Source organism: Pseudoalteromonas sp. DY56-GL22, assembly GCF_041414715.1.
GTDB lineage: Bacteria > Pseudomonadota > Gammaproteobacteria > Enterobacterales > Alteromonadaceae > Pseudoalteromonas > Pseudoalteromonas simplex.
The window spans coordinates 257,577-276,908 of the sequence record NZ_JANHZR010000001.1 but is presented as its reverse complement, the minus strand read 5'-3'; the positions used below and the strand labels follow the sequence as shown (position 1 = coordinate 276,908).

General features: G+C 41.3%; 20 protein-coding genes. 10 read left to right on the top strand and 10 right to left on the bottom strand.

The features are described from left to right. Window positions 1–8: 8 nt before the first annotated feature. Window positions 9–437, bottom strand: coding sequence for an organic hydroperoxide resistance protein (locus tag NO991_RS01195; protein ID WP_166338488.1), 429 nt, complete (start codon window positions 435–437; stop codon window positions 9–11). A 123-nt stretch (window positions 438–560) separates the two neighbouring features. On the opposite strand from NO991_RS01195, the gene NO991_RS01190 reads away from it, so the two are divergent. The 6 genes from NO991_RS01190 to NO991_RS01165 all read left to right on the top strand — a co-directional run bounded on the left by NO991_RS01190 (window position 561) and on the right by NO991_RS01165 (window position 6,583). Next, window positions 561–992 carry a MarR family winged helix-turn-helix transcriptional regulator gene (locus NO991_RS01190; protein WP_054553603.1) on the top strand — a complete coding sequence of 144 codons (432 nt, stop codon included), beginning with the start codon at window positions 561–563 and terminating at the stop codon, window positions 990–992. A 93-nt stretch (window positions 993–1,085) separates the two neighbouring features. Further along, complete coding sequence (locus NO991_RS01185; RefSeq protein WP_371351569.1) at window positions 1,086–2,099, top strand: zinc-binding alcohol dehydrogenase family protein; 1,014 nt, start codon at window positions 1,086–1,088, stop codon at window positions 2,097–2,099. Between the two features lie 561 nt (window positions 2,100–2,660). Further along, window positions 2,661–2,891: a helix-turn-helix domain-containing protein gene (locus NO991_RS01180; RefSeq protein WP_138599189.1), complete on the top strand. Its 231-nt coding sequence runs from the start codon at window positions 2,661–2,663 to the stop codon at window positions 2,889–2,891. Between the two features lie 48 nt (window positions 2,892–2,939). After that, the gene (gene astB / locus NO991_RS01175; RefSeq protein ID WP_235377909.1) at window positions 2,940–4,283 is read left to right on the top strand and encodes an N-succinylarginine dihydrolase; all 1,344 of its coding nucleotides are present in this window, start codon (window positions 2,940–2,942) and stop codon (window positions 4,281–4,283) included. Between the two features lie 3 nt (window positions 4,284–4,286). After that, window positions 4,287–4,796, top strand: a complete 510-nt coding sequence (locus NO991_RS01170) for a GNAT family N-acetyltransferase (RefSeq protein ID WP_194441270.1) — start codon at window positions 4,287–4,289, stop codon at window positions 4,794–4,796. A gap of 98 nt (window positions 4,797–4,894) precedes the next feature. Beyond that, window positions 4,895–6,583: a methyl-accepting chemotaxis protein gene (locus tag NO991_RS01165; protein ID WP_054553599.1), complete on the top strand. Its 1,689-nt coding sequence runs from the start codon at window positions 4,895–4,897 to the stop codon at window positions 6,581–6,583. Between the two features lie 37 nt (window positions 6,584–6,620). On the opposite strand, the gene NO991_RS01160 is transcribed toward NO991_RS01165, so the two are convergent. Then, the gene (locus tag NO991_RS01160; protein WP_054553598.1) at window positions 6,621–7,061 is read right to left on the bottom strand and encodes a hypothetical protein; all 441 of its coding nucleotides are present in this window, start codon (window positions 7,059–7,061) and stop codon (window positions 6,621–6,623) included. Window positions 7,062–7,290: 229 nt separating this feature from the next. Here NO991_RS01160 and NO991_RS01155 point away from each other — a divergent pair, with 229 nt between their 5' ends. Continuing rightward, window positions 7,291–8,289 carry a DUF4382 domain-containing protein gene (locus tag NO991_RS01155; protein WP_199530048.1) on the top strand — a complete coding sequence of 333 codons (999 nt, stop codon included), beginning with the start codon at window positions 7,291–7,293 and terminating at the stop codon, window positions 8,287–8,289. Between the two features lie 40 nt (window positions 8,290–8,329). Here the strand turns inward: NO991_RS01155 and NO991_RS01150 are convergent, their stop codons facing one another. Then, on the bottom strand, window positions 8,330–8,941 hold the full coding sequence (locus NO991_RS01150) for a MarC family protein (RefSeq protein WP_054553595.1): 612 nt from the start codon (window positions 8,939–8,941) through the stop codon (window positions 8,330–8,332). 253 nt (window positions 8,942–9,194) lie between these two features. Between NO991_RS01150 and NO991_RS01145 the strand changes: the two genes are divergently transcribed. Then, the gene (locus tag NO991_RS01145; protein ID WP_194441267.1) at window positions 9,195–10,787 is read left to right on the top strand and encodes a carboxylesterase/lipase family protein; all 1,593 of its coding nucleotides are present in this window, start codon (window positions 9,195–9,197) and stop codon (window positions 10,785–10,787) included. Between the two features lie 36 nt (window positions 10,788–10,823). Here the strand turns inward: NO991_RS01145 and NO991_RS01140 are convergent, their stop codons facing one another. From NO991_RS01140 to NO991_RS01130, 3 genes are all read right to left on the bottom strand, one after another. Further along, a complete protein-coding gene (locus tag NO991_RS01140) occupies window positions 10,824–11,543 on the bottom strand; it encodes a Sir2 family NAD-dependent protein deacetylase (RefSeq protein WP_054553593.1) in 720 nt (239 codons plus the stop codon). Then, the gene (locus NO991_RS01135) at window positions 11,540–12,562 is read right to left on the bottom strand and encodes a kelch repeat-containing protein (protein WP_054553592.1); all 1,023 of its coding nucleotides are present in this window, start codon (window positions 12,560–12,562) and stop codon (window positions 11,540–11,542) included. The genes NO991_RS01140 and NO991_RS01135 overlap by 4 nt, the downstream gene beginning before the upstream one ends. 68 nt (window positions 12,563–12,630) lie before the next feature. Continuing rightward, a complete protein-coding gene (locus tag NO991_RS01130; RefSeq protein WP_054553591.1) occupies window positions 12,631–13,260 on the bottom strand; it encodes an NAD(P)-dependent oxidoreductase in 630 nt (209 codons plus the stop codon). A gap of 102 nt (window positions 13,261–13,362) precedes the next feature. Here NO991_RS01130 and NO991_RS01125 point away from each other — a divergent pair, with 102 nt between their 5' ends. Continuing rightward, window positions 13,363–14,247, top strand: coding sequence for a LysR family transcriptional regulator (locus NO991_RS01125; RefSeq protein ID WP_054553590.1), 885 nt, complete (start codon window positions 13,363–13,365; stop codon window positions 14,245–14,247). Between the two features lie 45 nt (window positions 14,248–14,292). Further along, entirely contained in the window at window positions 14,293–14,544 is a 252-nt protein-coding gene (locus NO991_RS01120) for a TIGR03643 family protein (protein ID WP_054553589.1), read from the top strand. Window positions 14,545–14,546: 2 nt separating this feature from the next. On the opposite strand, the gene NO991_RS01115 is transcribed toward NO991_RS01120, so the two are convergent. The 4 genes from NO991_RS01115 to NO991_RS01100 all read right to left on the bottom strand — a co-directional run bounded on the left by NO991_RS01115 (window position 14,547) and on the right by NO991_RS01100 (window position 18,778). Next, window positions 14,547–15,863, bottom strand: coding sequence for a PAS domain-containing methyl-accepting chemotaxis protein (locus NO991_RS01115; RefSeq protein WP_054553640.1), 1,317 nt, complete (start codon window positions 15,861–15,863; stop codon window positions 14,547–14,549). A 276-nt stretch (window positions 15,864–16,139) separates the two neighbouring features. Next, entirely contained in the window at window positions 16,140–17,459 is a 1,320-nt protein-coding gene (locus NO991_RS01110) for a methyl-accepting chemotaxis protein (protein WP_054553588.1), read from the bottom strand. An 88-nt stretch (window positions 17,460–17,547) separates the two neighbouring features. Then, window positions 17,548–17,793 carry a YfhL family 4Fe-4S dicluster ferredoxin gene (locus tag NO991_RS01105; protein ID WP_054553587.1) on the bottom strand — a complete coding sequence of 82 codons (246 nt, stop codon included), beginning with the start codon at window positions 17,791–17,793 and terminating at the stop codon, window positions 17,548–17,550. A gap of 379 nt (window positions 17,794–18,172) precedes the next feature. Then, window positions 18,173–18,778: a hypothetical protein gene (locus NO991_RS01100; protein ID WP_152967131.1), complete on the bottom strand. Its 606-nt coding sequence runs from the start codon at window positions 18,776–18,778 to the stop codon at window positions 18,173–18,175. Window positions 18,779–19,332: the final 554 nt, after the last annotated feature.

Below are 19,332 nucleotides of genomic sequence, written 5' to 3'. Positions count from 1 at the left end.
AATAGCGATTAGATCACTGATAACTCTACAGCAATGTTACCGCGTGTTGCGTTTGAGTATGGGCATACTTCGTGCGCTTTATTAACCAGTGCAAGGGCGGTGTCTTTATCAAGATCACCTACCGATACCGCAAGCTTAACTGCAATACCAAAACCACCTTCGATAGGACCAATTGATACTTCAGAATTAATGTGGGTATCTGCTGGTAATTTAATTTTTGCTTGGCCTGCCACTAACTTTAATGCGCCGATAAAACAAGCCGCGTAACCAGCTGCAAATAACTGCTCAGGGTTTGTACCTTGACCATCATCACCACCTAACCCTTTAGGAGTTGATAGTGCCACATCTAAACGACCATCGTCTGATTTTGCTGTGCCTTCACGGCCACCTGTTGCTGTTGCGTTTGCTGTGTATGCGACGCTTTGTAGTTCTTTCATGATTACTCTCCTAATTGAGTGAAAATATATTTTGTATGCAAAGTATATTAGATCAGCTTTTTCGGGATTGCAAATACTTTGCATGCAAATTAAAATACTCGTGTTGAATTTTGAGGATCGTGCATGAAATACCCACAACTAAAATTAGATAACCAGCTATGCCACCGCTTGTATATGGCATCGAATGGGATTGCCCGTGCGTATCGAGATTCTCTCAATCAATTAGATTTAACCTACCCGCAGTACGTAGTTATGATGGCGCTGTGGGAAAAAGATCAGATCAGTATTGCTGAATTACTTGAAAAAACCGCCATTGATGGCGGTGCGATGACGCAAATTTTGAAAAAAATGAGCGATAAAGCATTGTTGTCGATCACTAAGGATAGCCATGATAAACGCAAACGACTCGTGCAGCTCGAAGCCAAAGGCAAGGCGATGCAAGATCAAGCCGCTGAGATACCGTCGCAAATTCGTTGTCGCTTCCCGAGCATTAACGAACAACAAGCACTGCAACTAATTGAATTACTCGATTTAGTAAATAGTGACCTTAATTAACAAAAATTATTTGAAAGTGAATTTGGATTACACCTCTTTTTAATATAATTCTATACGCTATAGTGTTTAAAACTCATCAATACGGACACCATTATGAAAGCATTTGGATACACTACAGCAACCCCAACGTTATCTGACTCATCACTACAAGCGATTGAATTAGCTGATCCCGTTGCGACAGGTCACGACATTCTTGTCGCCGTAGAAGCAATTTCAGTAAACCCTGTAGATACTAAAATTCGCGCTAACGTTTCACCAGACAATGGCTACAAAGTTATTGGCTGGGACGCCGTGGGGACGGTTAAAACTGTTGGCGACAAAGTATCGTTATTTAATGTCGGTGACCGTGTGTTTTATGCTGGCGACTTAACGCGCCAAGGCAGTAATGCTGAGCTGCAACTTGTTGATGAACGCATTGTCGGTCTTGCACCAACAAGCCTGAGTAATAGTGAAGCAGCCGCCCTGCCCTTAACAAGTATTACGGCATGGGAGCTATTGTTTGACCGCTTACAGATTGAAAAATCTAAGAACAATAAGCCAGCCTCTGTATTAGTAATAGGTGCCGCAGGTGGTGTAGGCTCAATTTTAGTGCAGCTTGCCAAACAGCTTACCAATTTAACCGTTGTTGGTACCGCCGCACGAGAAGAAAGCGCCAACTGGCTTAAAGGTTTAGGTGTTGATCATGTGCTTGATCATAGCAAAAACCTTAACGAGCAACGTCTTGCGGCCGACCTGAATGAATTTGATTACGTAGTGAGCTTAACGCACACCGACCAACACCTTGATAGCATTATGGAAGTGATCAAGCCACAAGGTAAATTGGCACTGATCGACGACCCTGCAAGCTTTGATATTTTGAAGTTAAAGCGTAAAAGTATTTCGTTGCATTGGGAGTTTATGTATACCCGCTCAATGTTCCAAACAGAGGATATGATTGCCCAGCATCAGCTTCTATCAGAACTTGCCACCTTGGTTGATAACGGCACAATTAAAACAACATTGGGTGAGCATTTAGGTAAGATAAACGTAGCAAACCTTATTAAAGCCCATGGGATTTTAGAATCTCACAAAGCTCGCGGAAAGCTTGTGTTGGAAGGGTTTGAGTAACGAGGAATGAAAAACGAGGTGCGAGCACGTAGCAGCGATTTCACATCGCGTTTTATTCTCGTATCGCACCGACCTTAGCCATGTCGCGGCATAAAGCCGGTACTACCTGTAGGCGTCACGCTTGCTTGGCGCGCGAAACAAGTTTCACGCCTACGGCCAAGGTTTTACTTTTGTGTGGTGGTTAATTATTCATGACTAAAGTCATTCCTACGAGAAATAGATACGAGTAAGTAGTAGCGATTTCACATCGCGTATTTCCTCGTTCAACAATAAAAGCACGCATCATTAAAGTGCATTACTGCATTTGCCTTTCACTATTTTAGTGCCTGATTTTAGGGACACTCAAACCACCATAAGTTAACCTATTGATTTTTAATGAATTTTAATTTAATAAAGGGTTGGCACAGATCTTCCAATAGTGAGTGTGAACTGGCACTAACAAGGAGACTAACGTGACTAACTTCTTTCACACTCTTTATCTACTTTGGCGATTAGACATCAGCACATGGCATATACATGAAGCAAACGATCCGCATAATGTTGCTGATTTGGAGCGTCGTTATGTTAAATAATGACCCTGCATTTATTGAAGCGCTAAAAAAAATTTCGGTGCACCAACTGACAATCACCGAAGCGTCTGAGCAGTACCACATTCCTAAGCGTGTGTTATATAAAGCTGCACGACAGCAACAAGTTAAACAGAACAAACAAAAAGCGTATTTAATTGCCACTCAGAAACGCCTTCAACAAAGTTTGCGTCATGTCGAATTAGAGTTAGCTAGCTTCAGCTAAATAACTTCTGTATGGTTAAAATACACGCACAAAAATGATGGACAAAGTATGCACGCAGTAGAAGTTAATTTTGATGGCTTAGTGGGGCCTACCCATAATTACGCGGGATTATCGTATGGCAATGTCGCTTCACTAAGTCACGCCTCTTCACATTCAAACCCTAAAGAGGCTGTACTACAAGGCCTTGAAAAAATGAGGGCGATGCACGAGTTAGGACTAGAGCAAGGTATCTTTGCACCTCATGCTCGCCCCGACATTAGCGTACTAAAACGACTGGGCTTTACAGGCACCGATAGCCAGATTATTGAAAAAGCATTTAAAGCCGACCCCATTTTACTGCGAGCTTGTTACAGTGCATCGGCCATGTGGACAGCCAATGCTGGCACTATCTCGCCTTCAGCCGATACCCTTGATGGCAAAGTACACTTTACGGCTGCTAACTTAAATAATAAGTTTCACCGCTCGCTAGAACCCGTTACAACTACAGCATTATTAAAAGCCATGTTTAACGATGAGCGTTACTTTAGCCATCATACGCATTTACCTGCTCAAGGCTTTTTTGGTGATGAAGGCGCCGCAAATCATAATCGATTATGCGACAGCCATGCAGATACAGGGCTTGAGATCTTTGTTTATGGGGCAAGTAGTTTTAATAGCGCCTTACCAAAACCTGTTAAATTTCCTGCAAGACAATCTCTTGAGGCTTCGCAAGCAGTTGCCCGTTTGCATCAGCTAAAGCCAGAAAATCAGTTATTTATTCAACAAAATCCTGATGTGATAGATCAAGGTGTCTTTCATAACGATGTGATCGCTGTGGCCAATGGCAATGTACTTTTATGCCACGAACAAGCCTTTTTGCACCAAGCAGATACGCTGAAACAAATTAAACAAGCCTACCTTGGCAACAAGCCGCTACATATTATTGAAGTGCCAACCAATAAAGTGAGCATTACAGATGCTGTAAGCAGCTATTTATTTAATAGCCAATTAATTACCTTAAGTGATGACAGCATGATACTGGTTGCCCCTAAAGAGTGTCAGCGCAATCAAGCTGTTCACGATTACATTCAAGAAATGATTTTGGCTGATAACCCTGTTCAGCAAGTGCGCTTTTTTGACTTGCGCCAAAGCATGCAAAATGGCGGTGGCCCTGCTTGTTTACGCTTGCGTGTTGCACTCAATTCGGACGAACTGGCAGCGGTTAATCCGGCAGTACGATTCAGCGAAGAAAAATATACCCAACTAGTAAATTGGGCGAATAAGCATTATCGTGACTCGTTAAGTAGTGACGACTTTGCCGATCCGATGCTTTTAACCGAAAGCTATCAGGCACTTGATGAGCTAACCAGCTTACTTAACTTAGGTTCTGTGTATCCATTTCAACAAGAATAAATAATGAAAATTAAAGCAGTGCATTCTATAAAAGGGGTGTCGAAATCCCTCAATAATTTGCTAATTGATAGCGTGGCCAGTGGCGCATCAATTGGCTTTATTGCTCCTTTATCATTACAGTCAGCACACGACTACTGGCAAGGGGTTGATAGAGATTTAGCAACACCTTACCGTAGGCTTTACCTTGCCCTAGATGGTGATACGGTGATTGGTTCAGTACAGCTTTCTTTATGCGCCAAAGCTAATGGCGCTCACCGCGGTGAAGTAGAAAAGCTCATGGTGCACAGCGAATATCAAGGCCAAGGAATTGCAAAACAATTGATGAATAGCCTAGAGACCGACGCGCGTATTTTAGGTATTCAATTACTATTACTTGATACCCGCCAAGGTGACACTGCCTCATATTTGTATCGTAAACTCGATTATATTGAAGCGGGCACTATTCCTGGATTTGCGAAAAGTTCCTCCGGTGAATTTGATGCAACAGTGTATTTTTATAAACAAGTCGCATAAATCAGCTTCAATAGCCTATCGATCTAACCATAAAGTCGACTAATAAAACTTTTGAAAAGTACTAAACTAGTACTGCGGATTTTTATTAGGAGCGATAAATGGCGCTATCAATACAGCAACGGGTACTCTTTCTAGCCCTACTTCCCCCCCTACTCATTGCAATTATGCTGACACTCTACAATTATGTGCAATCAAAACACAGTGGTGCACAAACCGTTGAAAGTTTTGCAACACAAATGGAAAACGACCGTAAGTCTGAAGTTAGCAATTACCAAAAAATTGCCATGAGCTCGATTGCTAACCTCATCGCACAAGATGATGGCTCTAATACTGAGCAACTACAAAACCAAGCAAAAAGCATTTTACGTAATTTGCGTTTTGATGATGCTGGCGATACTGGCTATGTGTTTGTTTATGATGTAAAAGGTGTCAACATTGCCCATGGGGTTAACACCTCTCTTGAGGGTAAAAACCTTTATGATTTCAAAGATCCTAATGGGGTTTATCTCATTCGAGAACTGATTGATGCTGCAAAGAACGGCGGTGGTTATGTGCAGTATTCTTGGAAAAATACCAATGGCAGTGTGAATCCTAAGCTCGGCTATGCCGCTTTGGTACCAAAATGGAATTGGGTGCTAGGAACAGGTTTTTGGATCAGTGGTCTTGAGCAACAAGTCGCAGCGACAGAACAACGCGTTAATGAAGGTATCGATAATGCCTTTATAAACACCATCATCGCTTCTGTATTTGCTGTCGCAATTACCGCAGCTATTGCAGTGGTGGTATCGCGCAGTATTACTAGCCCTTTGCACACAACCGTACTAGCAATGAACGATATATCACAAGGTGATGGCGATTTAACCCAACGTTTAATGGTGAAACGAGACGATGAACTCGGCAAGCTTGGCAGTTCGTTTAACCGCTTTGCCGATGACGTTGGTAAAATGGTTATTGATATTCGCCAATCATCGCAATCGATGAATCAAGCGTCACATAGGCTCAACGAGCTACTTGCCAATATGCATGCAGGTATTAATCGCCAACATGAAGAAAGTGAACAAGTTGCAACCGCAATAAACGAAATGTCGGCGGCGTCAATGGAAGTTGCACGCAGTGCGCAAGAGGCCTCAACGGCTGCTGAGCATGCCGATCATTTAGTCAAACAGGCTAACAACCAGTTGCTCATTGCCATAAAGGTGATTAACGGCCTTGCTAAACAAGTTGATGAAGGGGCGAATGCGGTCGATCAGCTTAATCAACAATCGAGTCAAATTGGTAGTGTGCTTGATGTGATCAGAAACATTGCCGAGCAAACAAACCTACTAGCACTAAATGCGGCAATTGAATCTGCCCGAGCTGGTGAAGCGGGTCGTGGCTTTGCGGTGGTGGCTGATGAAGTGCGAACGCTAGCAAAACGCACGCAAGATAGCACTCATGAAATAGAGGCGATGATTGAGCAAGTACAACAAGGAACAACAACTGTAAATAACATTATGCAGTCAATCAAATCAGGCAGTGCAACCAGTGTTAATGAAGCGGGCGAAGTCGAAAAAGCACTCAATGAAGTATTGCTTTCGGTTAACACTATCACGTCACAAAATGCACAAATAGCCACAGCTGCTGAAGAGCAAACATCAGTGTCTGAAGCGATTAACCAAAACATGACGACCATTGTCGATATTGCGAATAAAACCGCCAATGATACCGATGTAGCCACATCGTACATGCACGAGCTGACAGACACAGCAACTCAGTTAGAACAAAATGTAAGTCGTTATAAAACCTAATATCTAGCGCCATGGTTAAGCAGGTAAATGTGCCTGCTTAACAAAAATCATTGGTCTTTTGTAAGTTCTTTAACCAATCAAACAAATCGTTATCGTAGCGCTTTAAGCGTTGTTGGTGTTTGTCATTAAGGCTATAAAAAGGCGCAAAGCAAATATATTTTTCGCCCATAACAAGCACTAATCGCAAACCAAAAAACGAGTAATGGTGAATAAATTGCACTTGTCTTGCATGCATATGGCGGCATTGCCCGAATAAATTGCGGTAATGCACACCGTGGCGGCATACCGTTAAATTGCGTTTTGAATTGAATACAAGTACCGCTAATAGTAATGAAACAGAGCACAACAAAAAACTAAAAAGTAAATTACTTACCTCCGATTTACTATTCATAAACCCCACTAGTAAAAGCATATTTACTGCACTTAATAATGCCCAGCTCATAAGCTCAAAGCGCTTTTCCAAGTCAATAACCTTCATTTTCGTTCCTAGGTTCTTATTTTTTGTCATGGTGTCAGCAAAATGTGGAAGAAAAATGGATTTACCTAAAAAGCATTCTAAACTTGCAGTTATTTTTTATTCTGACTTTCAGCTTGTTACATAAAAGGTACAAAGGTGTTAATCGAAACTTATCATTAGAAGTTCAAGTTACATTAAGTTTTAGTTATTACACTGCTAATAAATTTTTAGAACACAAAGGGAAGAAATGATGAACTTTAAAACTACATTACTTAGCAGCGCCGTTTTATTTGCACTTGTTGGTTGTGGCTCAGATAACGACAAGAACGACTCGGTTGATCCTCAGCCGCAAACTGCACAGTTCACATTAGGTGTGTCTGATGCACCAGTGACAGGTTTAAAAGCTGTAAATGTTGTGTTTGATTCAATCACATTGAAAACCCAAGGTGGAGAAGAATTCACGTTTGAGACCCGTGAAGATAATGATGAAACCATGCCTGAAATGGTTAATTTATTAGACTACACAGGTGATGATGTATTTTCTTTATTAGAAGATGAAGAAGTGCCTGCTGGCGAATATCAATGGATCCGTGCAGATGTGATCAATGGTGACACAAACGATTTAACCATGACTTCGCATGTTGTTTACGAAGATGACAGCATTGCACCACTGGTTGTTAAACGTAAAGGCAACGATGGTGTCGGTGAAATCCAACTGGATGGCTTTACCCTTAACCAAGCTGGTAACGACTTTGTTATTGAATTTGACCTTAAAAAGTCATTAGTTGATCCACAAAATAATGATGAGATCTTCTTAAAACCACGCGGTGTTCGCTTAGAAAACCTTGCTGAATCTGAAGATATCGAAGGCACTGTAAGCGACGTACTTATCGCTAACTGTGAAACAGATAATATCGATATCGCACTAGAAGATGGCTCATTCGGTCATGCTGTTTACCTATATAGCAGCGATGTTGAAATGCCAATGGACAACTATGAAGTTAACGAAGATGAAACACCATTAGATGCACCTCTTGCAACGGCGGATGTTGTGTTCGATAGCGAAGATAACCAATTCGAATTTGAACTTGCGTTCATTCAACCAGGTGATTATCAACTTGCTTATACCTGTGCAGCGCACATCGATGACGCTGAAACGCAAGACGAAGCATTTACGCTTTATCAAGTAAAACCAATTACAGTAACATCGGGTGAAGACTTAGACGTATCTTTCACTGTTTCTGAATAATATTGGCATACCCCATTAAAAAGCCCGCACTGCGGGCTTTTTAATTATTGGCCACCCATTTAGCGACTCCTAGTGCTTCCATCACAAACTCAACAGATAATGCAGCTAAAATTAACCCCATAATTCGCGTTAGTATCGATGCACCGCCAACCCCAATAACTTTCAAAATTCGCTCACTTAACAACAGCAATAATAAAGTGATCAATAACACTACCAGCATTGTTATTGCCGAAATTACTTGTTCCTGAACGCTATAAATATGGTTATCGGTAATTAGAATAACCGCTAAAATTGCACCCGGCGATGCTGTTGCGGGAATTGCTAAAGGGAATACAGAAATATCGTGCTGTGACTCAACATCACCTTGCTGGGCCTCCTCAGCAAAAATCATTTGTAGACCGAACAGAAATAAAATAATGCCACCAGCAACTTGGAACGACAACAAACTAATACCCATTGCAGTTAACAGCAACTGCCCTATGACAATAGCTCCAATTAATACAATGGCAGCATAACCCACCGTTTTAAAAGCAGTCTTTCGCCTCCTATCGGCAGGCAATTTAGCTGTTAAAGCAGCAAACAACGCCATTGTGCCGATAGGGTCTATTGTTGCCCAAATGACTAAAAAATCATGCAAAACTTTATCTAACATATGTACCTTAAAATGAGAATACACTCCTTTTACATTAGCAATTTTTTGCACTAATAAGTATTACACAGATCCTTGAGTTATTGAGCTGCAGATTTTTAGAGCCTTTTTGTAACGATTTAATGACAGGAAAACTCTTAATTAGCCAAATACTAAAACCGGCATAGCCTCCCCTTGTAGCTATGCTGGTTTTCTCGTTGTTACTATCTGAATATGTTAATATTATAAGCCTTACCCAAACAGCCTAGGCTTTGTTATGACATCGCGTATTCTCAAATCGATTTTTTACTCATCTTTTCTATTAGGCTCTGCTGTATTTTTGCAAGGTTGCCAAGAACAACCTCAATCAGATCAAATTGCCGTCACCGGCGGGCTTATCCAAGGGCAAAAAGAAGGACGTTTTATTGCCTATAAAGGCATTCCGTATGCTGCAGCTCCGGTGGGAGAGTTACGCTGGCGAGCACCGCAACCTGTGCCCAAGTGGCAAGATATAAAAGTGCTTAACGATTACGCGCCTGACTGTATGCAAAAGCCGTTTGCAGCCGATGCAGCGCCGCTGACAACAACCCCTTCGGAAGATTGCCTTTATTTAAATGTATTTAAACCCACTAAACCCAGCGATACTCCTTACCCTGTTGTGGTGTGGATACACGGGGGTGGTTTTATAAATGGTGGCGCATCACCTGCTGTTTATTCAGGTGAGAGCTTTGCTAAACAAGGGGTTATTTTTGTTAGCTTTAATTATCGCTTAGGCCGATTTGGCTTTTTTGCGCACCCTGCTCTGAGTCGTTTTGAGAACGATGCGCTTGGCAACTACGCTTTAATGGATCAAATTGCGGCACTTGAATGGGTGAAACAAAATATCGCTCAATTTGGTGGTGATGCTGCAAAAGTGACACTCATGGGTGAATCTGCAGGAGGCGCATCGGTACATGCGATGATGCAAACCCCTGCTGCTAATGGCTTATTCCAGCAAGCGATTATTATGTCAGCGGGCGGACGAGAGCTATTTAAGCAGTTGCCACTTAATAGTGATGATGACACCGTGTTAAGTGCCGAAAAAATTGGCGAAAACTTTGCCAAACAACACACCATTTTAGGCAGTGATGAAAATGCTCTTGCTGCACTGCGTGAGTTATCTGCCGAAGACGTGGTTGATAACCTAAATTTGAGCACATTAAATCGACAAAATAATGATGAGTCTACTTACGTTGGCGGGCCAATTATTGATGGCACTATCATCAATTCGGCGACAGAAGCGCGCTTGAGTAAAGGCACATTTAGCCATGTTGCGACCATGGTTGGCACAACAGATATGGATTTAGGCTTTGCTAATTTTGCTTCTAAAGAGGCGCTATTCGCAAGTTTTGCCCCGCACAGTACACAAGCAAAAATGACTTACGATGCAAGCGGCGAAACGCCATTGCCTTTACTCAATTACCAAGTTGGGCAAGATGCTTTAATGCAAGAGCCAGCAAGGTTCGTTGCAAAACGTGTGACAGATATGGGTAACGATGCCTTTTTGTATCGATTTGGTTATGTGGCGCAAACCTTAGATAAACCTGGTGCAGAGCACGCCAGCGAAATTCCGTACTTCTTTAATACTGTGGCTGCTAAATATGGACATGTAACCACTGAGCAAGATAAGCAAGCTGCTAAAATAATGCACCGTTATGTGACGAACTTTATTAAGTTAGGCACACCAAATGGCCCAGGTTTGCCGACTTGGCAAGCATATAAAAATGATGAATCTTTTATACTGCAAATGAATAAATCAGGGACTGCAGAGTTTTTACCGGACCCCTTACAAGCGCGGTTAAACATCACAGCAACCAAAGCTGAAAAGTAATAATTAAATAAGGCGCTTAATATAAGCGCCTTATTTTTATCCTTGCTGCTGAACATACTCAAGCGCTGTCATCTTGTGGTATGTCACATTAGGATGAAATACGTGAGTAGGATCTGGGTCTACTACTTCAATTGGCGTGCCTTGACTGCGTGCAATGTCGAGTGCCATTTGCGTAATGTTGACGCTAAACGAGGTGCCGATAAAGACGATTTTATCGGCATCGAGCATACGCTGTTGCGCCTCAGAGATTCGATAAAGCTCAGTGTAGTATTCATCAAATAACAACACGTACGGCTTAAACGATTCGTTTAGCTTGGGGCTTTCATTATTAATATTGAACACCTCAAGCAAGGAGTGGTGGAGGTTGTCTTCGTTTACTTTATCCCACGGCGCGTTAAAAGCCATCACATCGTCACCTTGATGGTGAAACAGTGTCATTTGATCTAAGCGACCATGAATAGCAATAAAATCAGTGTTTCCAGCTTTGCCATCAAGGCCATCAATATTTTGCGTAATGAGATTTTTATCACTCAACCAATGATGAACCTCATTAGGGCCGTGATGGCGGTAGGTTGCAAAACGATGATAATACCAAGCTAAAAATTCGCGAGGGTTGTTTTGGTACATAGCACGGGTTGCCATTTCCATCGGCGTATAATTTTTGCTACCAATGGTCCAATAACCATCTTCACCACGAAAGGTTGGTATACCGCTAGCGGCACTCACTCCCGCTCCAGTAATATAGAGTGTATTCATAGAGATAACTTTACCTTGTAACCAAGCGCATCGGCTGTCACTTGTTGATTATTGTCCATACCACCCAGACGATACAAACTTCCTTGGTGCTCTAATAAACCTCGATGATCCATGCTCGCGGTATCGGCTTTTGGCATTACTTGCCATGTGTTTTTTTCAATATCAAAGCGCCAAACATGATCACTCGCTGGTGCTGGTTTGCCATCGTATCCCATGCCATTGTAGTTATATGGGTTATCAGAGCCTCCCATCATATAAATATCGCCATTAAAACTGGTTGCTGCCATACGGTAATGGGCAACACCTGTAGGGTGCGGCACGGTACGCCAATCTATTTTTAATGGGTTATCAGCATCAATCGTGCCTTTTAAACACTGTGCAACCGCAGCAAAAGAGCGGCGCTTATCAGCATTCGCCTGTGTTTTAACGCCATCACACACCAATAGAGTGTTTCCACTAATTGCCGCTGCTTGGCCAAACACCGGTTGACCTAAAAACGGCGATGCCTGTTGCCAAGTATCTGTTTGCGTATCATACACTTGTACTAAGTTAACATTACCATCGTTATGCCAACCACTGACCAAATAGATATAACGCTGCTGGTACTTAAGTGCCACACTGTCATCCACCGGAACAGGCATACTGGCAAGTTGCGTATATGAATTAGAGAGCACATCATAGCGATATACATCGGGTGTAGAGATTTCTTGATGATCGGCGCTAACGGTATACCCACCAAATACATAGGCATGCTTACCAACCCCCACTGCGGTACTTGCCAAGCGCCCAGTAAGGGGCAACGTACTTGGCACAGCTTTAGCCGCTTGCCAGGCGTTATCGCCCACTTTAAGGACCCACACTTTATTATGAACATCGGTATGTGCCTTGCCTGAGCTCAAGCCCATAAAGCTTAAAAAGTAGGCTTGCTCATCAATAACAACTTTGGCGACAGCATTGTTCGCGACGGGTTCAGGTAAAGCAGGAATGGTTGCAAGTGCAATAGAAAATAACAGGCTCATAAATTAAACAGGTAACTTAACACGTCTCTTAAGAATACCATTTTATGAGCCTGAATAAAGGCTCGCTATTAGTAAGCAATACTAATACGTTGATTTAAATGCGCTGCCGACTGTGCTTCATCAAGCATCGCTTTAGCATAATCAGTAACTGATATTTTGCTTTCGCCATTTGCATCAGTAAAGAAGCTGTCGCCACCAACACGGTACGGGCCTTCTGACTCCCCAGGGTAAATGACCGCTGCCGGTGAAACAAAAGTCCAAGCTGTATCTGCTGCTGATGCTCTAAATACATCAAGTGCCTCACCTTGAGCAATGGCTTCTGCTTTGTATTCAGCAGGAAAGTCTGGGCTTGATACCAGAGTTACACCGGGTGCCACTTCTAAGCTACCAGCTCCGCCCACCCATAAAATACGTGTGCCAGTACCTGCAAGCGCGTTTAATAATTGCTTTGCTGTGTTTGCAACAATTTCATGATTCCCTAAAGCACGACCACCAATTGCCGCAATAACAACATCACTACCTGCAGCTGCAGTTGCGATATCGTCTTTAGTTAAATCAAATTCAGTCACAGTGACGTTATCTTGGGTTACTTTACTTGCGTCTCTAACTAATGCATTAACTTGATGACCACGTGCGATTGCTTCTGAAGTAATGTGGCTGCCAATCCAACCTGTTGCGCCAATAACTGCTAATTTCATGAGGAATTCTCCGTTGCTTGTTTCAATGATTGCAGTTTACTTGTTCACCAATTACTGATAAATACACTATATAGATACAAATTGTTTCATTTTAAGATACCAATGGATAAACTCACTTCAATTACTAGCTTTGTCGAAGTTGCCCGTACAGGCAGTTTTACTCAGGCTGCAGAGCATCTAGGTTTAAGCCGATTACAAGTTTCTAGGCATATTCAAGACATTGAAAAGTGGCTAAATTTAAGGTTGTTTCATCGCACAACACGCAAAGTAAGTTTGACCCTTCAAGGCGAAGAAGCCCTTAGCTATTGCCAGCAAATATTAAATCAAGTGTCTGATTTACAAAGCCGAGCACACAGTCATAACAACGAATTGGTAGGTACCATTCGCGTTGCCTCCCCGATTGGGCTTGGCCAACATAAGCTATTTGATGCCATCGAAGAGTTTACCAAACGCCACCCGCAGACGCGATTTGAACTGTTACTTTCTGATAGTTTATCGCAGCTGGTTGATGACCGCGTTGATATCGCTTTGCGTTACATCCACCAGCCCGATGAAGGTCTTATTGCCCGTAAGCTAATGTATATCGCAACCGCCGTATGTGCCTCTAACGATTATTTAGCTGTGCACCCACAGATTTTTGAGCCGAGTGACTTATCTGTTCACAATTGTCTTGTTCATAACAAACACACTATTTGGCAATTTCAACACGGCGACAACACACAAAAAGTGACCGTGAAGGGCAACATTGTTGCCAACGATATGGGGGTGCTTCTAAAAGCAGCAAAACAAGGAATCGGGGTGGCTCACCTACCATGCGATCTCGCCAATGACTATTTGGCATCGGGTGAGCTTGTAAAAGTACTGCCAGAGCATACTACTATGGGCTCTCACTTATGGGCGGTGTATTTATCGCGTAACTTCCAACAAAATGTAGTCAGAGCGTTCATCGACTTTTTAGCAGAGCACTGGCAACACGATATTTTATAATCTAAACCTGCTGCAAATACGTATAAGCTACAAAAAGGAGCCGGAATGCAGCACTTAGATCATGAAGTATCACGCATCATAGAGATGGCGTGGGAAGACAGAACCCCGTTTGAAGCAATAAACCAACAGTTTGGTTTAAATGAAAAAAACGTTATTGCACTGATGCGTGAGCAATTAACGAGCTCGAGTTTTAAACTCTGGCGAAAGCGCGTATCAGGGAGACAAAGTAAACATATTAAACTTCGCCATCCCGATATTTTAAGAGGTTATTGCAAAACTCAATATAAGCACAGGTAACACTATTTAAGTTGGTCAGCGAACTGACCAACCGCATCGACCACTTTTTGTGCGCCATTTTGAATATCTGACATAACTTTGCCAGATTCAGTTGCTAGGCTGTAGCCTTGTTCAGCTTTGCTCTTACCTTGTTCTATAACTTCAACTGTATTTTGAGTCAGTGCCCTGTTTTGCTGTACAACATCAACAATTTCAACAGTCGCTTTTGAAGTACGTGAAGCGAGCTGTCTTACCTCATCAGCAACAACAGCAAAGCCCCTTCCTTGTTCGCCAGCACGAGCTGCTTCAATCGCTGCATTAAGCGCTAATAGGTTTGTCTGATCAGCAATACTACTGATACTTTGAACTATATTTGCGATTTGCTGAGACTGTTTATCAAGTGCTGTGATCTCATTTGCTGCTTGTTCCATTTTATTTGCAAGTTCATCCATAACACTAACCATATTACTGAGTACTTCAGCTCCTTGATGAGCGATTTGATCAGTTTCAGTCGAGGTACTATAAGCAATGTCAGCTGCTTGAGACACAGCTATTTCACGATTTACTTGATCAGTAATCACCGTTGCAAACTTAACAACCTTATAAAGCTCCCCTTGTTCACTAAACACAGGATTATATGTGGCTTCTAACCAAACGGGATCACCATATTTATTAACACGTTTGAATCGAGAGGAAACAAACTCACCTTTTTGTAGTTTCTGCCAAAATGCCGCGTACTCTGATGAGCTTGCTTCTTCAGGTGAACAAAACATACTATGGTGCTTACCAATAATTTCGTGTTCTTTATAGCCGACACCCAGTAAAAATTGCTGATTTGCTTTTAATACATGACCCGTTAAATCAAACTCGATTACGGCCATAGAGCGATGAATTGCTTTTACTAAGTCCTGGTTTTCGCGTGACGATTCAATCGTGCGTGTTAGTGCATTTGCATGCAATGTAAAATGAAGAAATTGGTTTTGCTTATTTACCACAGGATGAACGAACACTCTTAGCCAAGCCTCTTCACCTTTAGCATTGACCAACTGAACGGCTCCTGCCCATGGCTTTTTGTTTTGTAGTGCGTGTTTAAAGTTCAGATAGTGTTCTGTTTTTCGCGCCAATTGCGGCACTAAATCAAGTAATGCAATCCCATCAAGTTGATTTGCGCTAAAACCCAGTTCAATTTGAACTTGGGGATTAGTATCAATAACACAGCCTTTGCCATCAAGCGTTAATGTAAGCATTAGCTCATCAAGATTTTGCTTTATTTGAGAAACCCTAAATAATTCGTCTTCAAGATTGGTTATTTTATTTTTTAGTGGCTTGGTAGAAAACATGGGGTACATCACTTCATTGCTAAATTAAAATTCAAACAGTGAACTCATTTACTTAAAAAGTTACTGAATATTAAACTATTACAATATATCCCTATATTTCTATGATATGGAGTTTCAAGAAGTGAGACAAGGTATTCCTTCCAATTCGCAAAAAATAGGAGGAGCTTTAAGGAAATTGAACCGCATTGATAACACAGCAAAATTTCGTTATTAGGTTGCTTATAATAATCTGTACCTGCATCCATGCAGATGTCTAAAGCTTATTGCAAATTAGAATCACTTATTTAACTGGTTAGCAAACTGGCCAACTGCATCAACAACTTGCTGTGCTCCATGTTGAATATCTTCCATTACTTGTCCTGATTCATTCGACAAAGCAAGACCTTGCTCTGCTTTGACTTTCCCTTGTTCTATAACCTTTACTGTATTTTGAGTTAATGATTGATTTCGCTGAACAACTTCCACAATCTCTTCAGTTGCTTTAGATGTCCGAGATGCTAATTGCCTAACCTCATCTGCAACCACCGCAAAACCACGGCCTTGCTCACCTGCACGAGCAGCTTCAATTGCAGCGTTAAGCGCTAATAAGTTAGTTTGATCAGCAATACTACTAATGCTTTGTACAATACTTGCTATATGTTGCGACTGCTTATCTAAGGCTGCGATTTCTTGCGCCGCTTGCTCCATCTGTAAAGCAAGTTCATCCATAACAGCCACTGTGTTTTTAAGTACTTCAGCTCCTTTTACAGCGAGTTTGTCGGTTCCTGTTGAGGTACCGTAAGCAATCTCTGCCGCTTGAGAAATTGCATGCTCACGATTCACTTGTTCAGTGATCACAGTTGCAAATTTCATTACTTTATAGAGATCCCCAAAATCATTAAAAATCGGATTGTAAGAGGCCTCAAGCCAAACGGTATTACCAAACTTATCAACACGTTTAAAGCGAGACGCTATGTACTCACCATTTTTTAAACGCTGCCAAAATTGCTCATACTCAGTAGAGTTTGCTTCTTCTGGTTCGCAAAACATTCTGTGATGTTTACCTTTTATCTCTTTTTCGGAGTAACCCATCGCATTATAAAAATGACTATTTGCACTTAAAACATGACCCTCTAAATCAAATTCAATAACCGCCATAGCACGGTGTAACGCTTTAATAATGTCTTTATGCTCTCTTGCGGTAGCAATTGTATCGGTTAGTAAAGTGGCATAAATTGCGAAAAATAGAATTTGATCTTGAGGCCCTTTTACTGGGTGCGAAATAATTCTAAGCCACTCTGTTTTACCACTTTTGTGATAAAACTGCAGCGCCCCAACCCAGTGCTTACAATGCTCTAAAGCAGAAGAGAATTGGCTAAATTGTTCAGTAGATTTGGACTCATTTGTAATGATGTCAAATAGGTGCGTGCCAGGGAACGCATCTTTATCGTAGCCAAGTGCTTTGATAAAGTTTTGATTTATATAGGATACCTCGCCGCTTTCAAGTACATTAAGCGAAATCATTTCTTCATTCAAGCCATCACGCACCTGCTGTAGATGAAATAACTCAGTCTTTAACGACACAAGCTCAGAGTTTACTGACTTACTGAAAAACATAGGATCCTCAAGAGATTAACGTGCATTAAAGTAAGTGTAGAACATTTGAATCAAGGTGTACTAATAAGCAGTAAATTTTATTTTTAATTCACTCAGTCAGCTTAATATACTTTTCAGCAAGCTCATCTAAGGTTTCACGATGATTAGGATCGGGCTTAATACAGTCGATAGGACATACACTAACGCAGGTAGGATTATCATAATGCCCAACACACTCAGTGCATTTATTAGGATCGATTTGATAGATTTTTGCACCCATATAAATAGCTTCATTCGGGCACTCAGGATCACACATATCACAGTTAATACATTTGTTATTGATGAGTAATGCCATGACACACCTTTAAGCACTATAAATGGGTATTGTTTTTAAAATCTAATCTAGTTTTTAAAAACAACGAAAATTGCAGCCGCGCACTATAAATTGCAGCGTATTAAGTTTCTTTGATCTAGATCAAGCTTAAAAGTAGTTAAGATCCTCCGAGAGCATTATTAAAGCTGTAATGTAGTGGGATTATCTACCGAACTAAGTTATGTGATGAGATAAGTGAGAGGTTTGGTGACTATGTATGTTTTAAGTATGAATAGCATTAATAAGATAATAACTCGTTACTGGACAAAAGCACGTTAGAGTATTTATTCGGTAACTCCTGAGTATGGTGCGCGACGAAATCGCGTAACAGTTGAGCTTGCTCAACGGCATAATTCTTTTGTTAGTTTTTATCATACCGCTCTTTCCAGCTAGAGTTATAATTCTGGTTTTTCATTTCGATCCACATTTCCGCATCACTGCCCATAAACATATATGCAATGTGATCTGGACTAAAAGTCAGCGTAGTTTGGTATGTAATCCCAGATTTCTCAATTTGTGAATAAGGTGTGTTGTTTAAGCCTATCTTTTTTACGCTGCGCAAATTTTCAATTAGTAACTCTTTATCGTGCCATGATAATAAGAAACCCTCCCAAGCATTTAACGATGACTTTGCTAAAACGATAGAGTCAGAATTATTTTTACCATCATTAAACATAACAACCAGTTCAGCGCTTTTATCATCTTCATTTGCTTTAATGCCAACCGAAAATGATTTTGTCCCACCTTCGCTTCGCACCAATAAAAAAGCACCTGACTCTACATCTTCACTAAAATGCAGTTTGTTGACATTGATATACCCAGTAAAGCTACATTTGTTTCCGCAGGTTTTCTTGAATGTATTTAATTCAGCCATCCCCACAGGTACAGAATGTTCGCTTTTCACAAGTACATTGGAAAGGCTTTCGACGGAGAATAAAAGCAACAAAATAAGTAAATATAATCGCATAAACTCCCTTGCTAACTAACATTTTAGTATTTATGCGACACGCAGTTTGTGTTGCATAATCGGTTGTTGGACTGAGCTGTTACCTGCTCGGAGTGTCAGAGTTGGTATTGTCTATGCTATGGCTTTACTTATAAAAACTAGGCTTTTTTGAGGCTCTCACTTTCCTAGCTAGTTTAATCAGGTTAGTTAGTGTTATGTAAGCTCGGCCTGCATTGCTCAGCGTTTATTATACTTTCATTACACCTAAGTTTGGCTAAATAAGCAACTATATATTTGCACGCGCAAAGCAGCCATGAGAGCATTTATCCTAACTCGTCTTGGGGCAGAAACAAGTTGAAATACTAGCCATGTTTCTAATTACATTAAATGATAAGTAAACAAAAAGAAGTAGCACGCTACTCCTTCATTGCCCTTAAGCCTCGCCTTACATTATCGTTAGCAATACGCTTTTGCATTATCACAATGGAAAAGTATATTTGCGTACAATTCCCTCACTAGTATTATCAGAGTGAACTCTGAATGCGTTTGTTTGATTTACGATATGGTCTAAAGGA

Excerpts from the sequence above, each read along its gene's own strand:
- NO991_RS01130 (WP_054553591.1), bottom strand. The coding sequence starts at position 13,260 with ATGAAATTAGCAGTTATTGGCGCAACAGGTTGGATTGGCAGCCACATT.
- NO991_RS01115 (WP_054553640.1), bottom strand. The coding sequence starts at position 15,863 with ATGTTTTCTACCAAGCCACTAAAAAATAAAATAACCAATCTTGAAGAC.
- NO991_RS01180 (WP_138599189.1), top strand. The coding sequence starts at position 2,661 with ATGTTAAATAATGACCCTGCATTTATTGAAGCGCTAAAAAAAATTTCG.
- NO991_RS01140 (WP_054553593.1), bottom strand. The coding sequence starts at position 11,543 with ATGAATACACTCTATATTACTGGAGCGGGAGTGAGTGCCGCTAGCGGT.
- astB (WP_235377909.1), top strand. The coding sequence starts at position 2,940 with ATGCACGCAGTAGAAGTTAATTTTGATGGCTTAGTGGGGCCTACCCAT.
- NO991_RS01105 (WP_054553587.1), bottom strand. The coding sequence starts at position 17,793 with ATGGCATTACTCATCAATAACAAATGTATTAACTGTGATATGTGTGAT.
- NO991_RS01110 (WP_054553588.1), bottom strand. The coding sequence starts at position 17,459 with ATGTTTTTCAGTAAGTCAGTAAACTCTGAGCTTGTGTCGTTAAAGACT.
- NO991_RS01100 (WP_152967131.1), bottom strand. The coding sequence starts at position 18,778 with ATGCGATTATATTTACTTATTTTGTTGCTTTTATTCTCCGTCGAAAGC.
- NO991_RS01150 (WP_054553595.1), bottom strand. The coding sequence starts at position 8,941 with ATGTTAGATAAAGTTTTGCATGATTTTTTAGTCATTTGGGCAACAATA.
- NO991_RS01120 (WP_054553589.1), top strand. The coding sequence starts at position 14,293 with ATGCAGCACTTAGATCATGAAGTATCACGCATCATAGAGATGGCGTGG.
- NO991_RS01125 (WP_054553590.1), top strand. The coding sequence starts at position 13,363 with ATGGATAAACTCACTTCAATTACTAGCTTTGTCGAAGTTGCCCGTACA.
- NO991_RS01170 (WP_194441270.1), top strand. The coding sequence starts at position 4,287 with ATGAAAATTAAAGCAGTGCATTCTATAAAAGGGGTGTCGAAATCCCTC.
- NO991_RS01165 (WP_054553599.1), top strand. The coding sequence starts at position 4,895 with ATGGCGCTATCAATACAGCAACGGGTACTCTTTCTAGCCCTACTTCCC.
- NO991_RS01145 (WP_194441267.1), top strand. The coding sequence starts at position 9,195 with ATGACATCGCGTATTCTCAAATCGATTTTTTACTCATCTTTTCTATTA.
- NO991_RS01195 (WP_166338488.1), bottom strand. The coding sequence starts at position 437 with ATGAAAGAACTACAAAGCGTCGCATACACAGCAAACGCAACAGCAACA.
- NO991_RS01160 (WP_054553598.1), bottom strand. The coding sequence starts at position 7,061 with ATGAAGGTTATTGACTTGGAAAAGCGCTTTGAGCTTATGAGCTGGGCA.
- NO991_RS01155 (WP_199530048.1), top strand. The coding sequence starts at position 7,291 with ATGAACTTTAAAACTACATTACTTAGCAGCGCCGTTTTATTTGCACTT.
- NO991_RS01190 (WP_054553603.1), top strand. The coding sequence starts at position 561 with ATGAAATACCCACAACTAAAATTAGATAACCAGCTATGCCACCGCTTG.
- NO991_RS01185 (WP_371351569.1), top strand. The coding sequence starts at position 1,086 with ATGAAAGCATTTGGATACACTACAGCAACCCCAACGTTATCTGACTCA.
- NO991_RS01135 (WP_054553592.1), bottom strand. The coding sequence starts at position 12,562 with ATGAGCCTGTTATTTTCTATTGCACTTGCAACCATTCCTGCTTTACCT.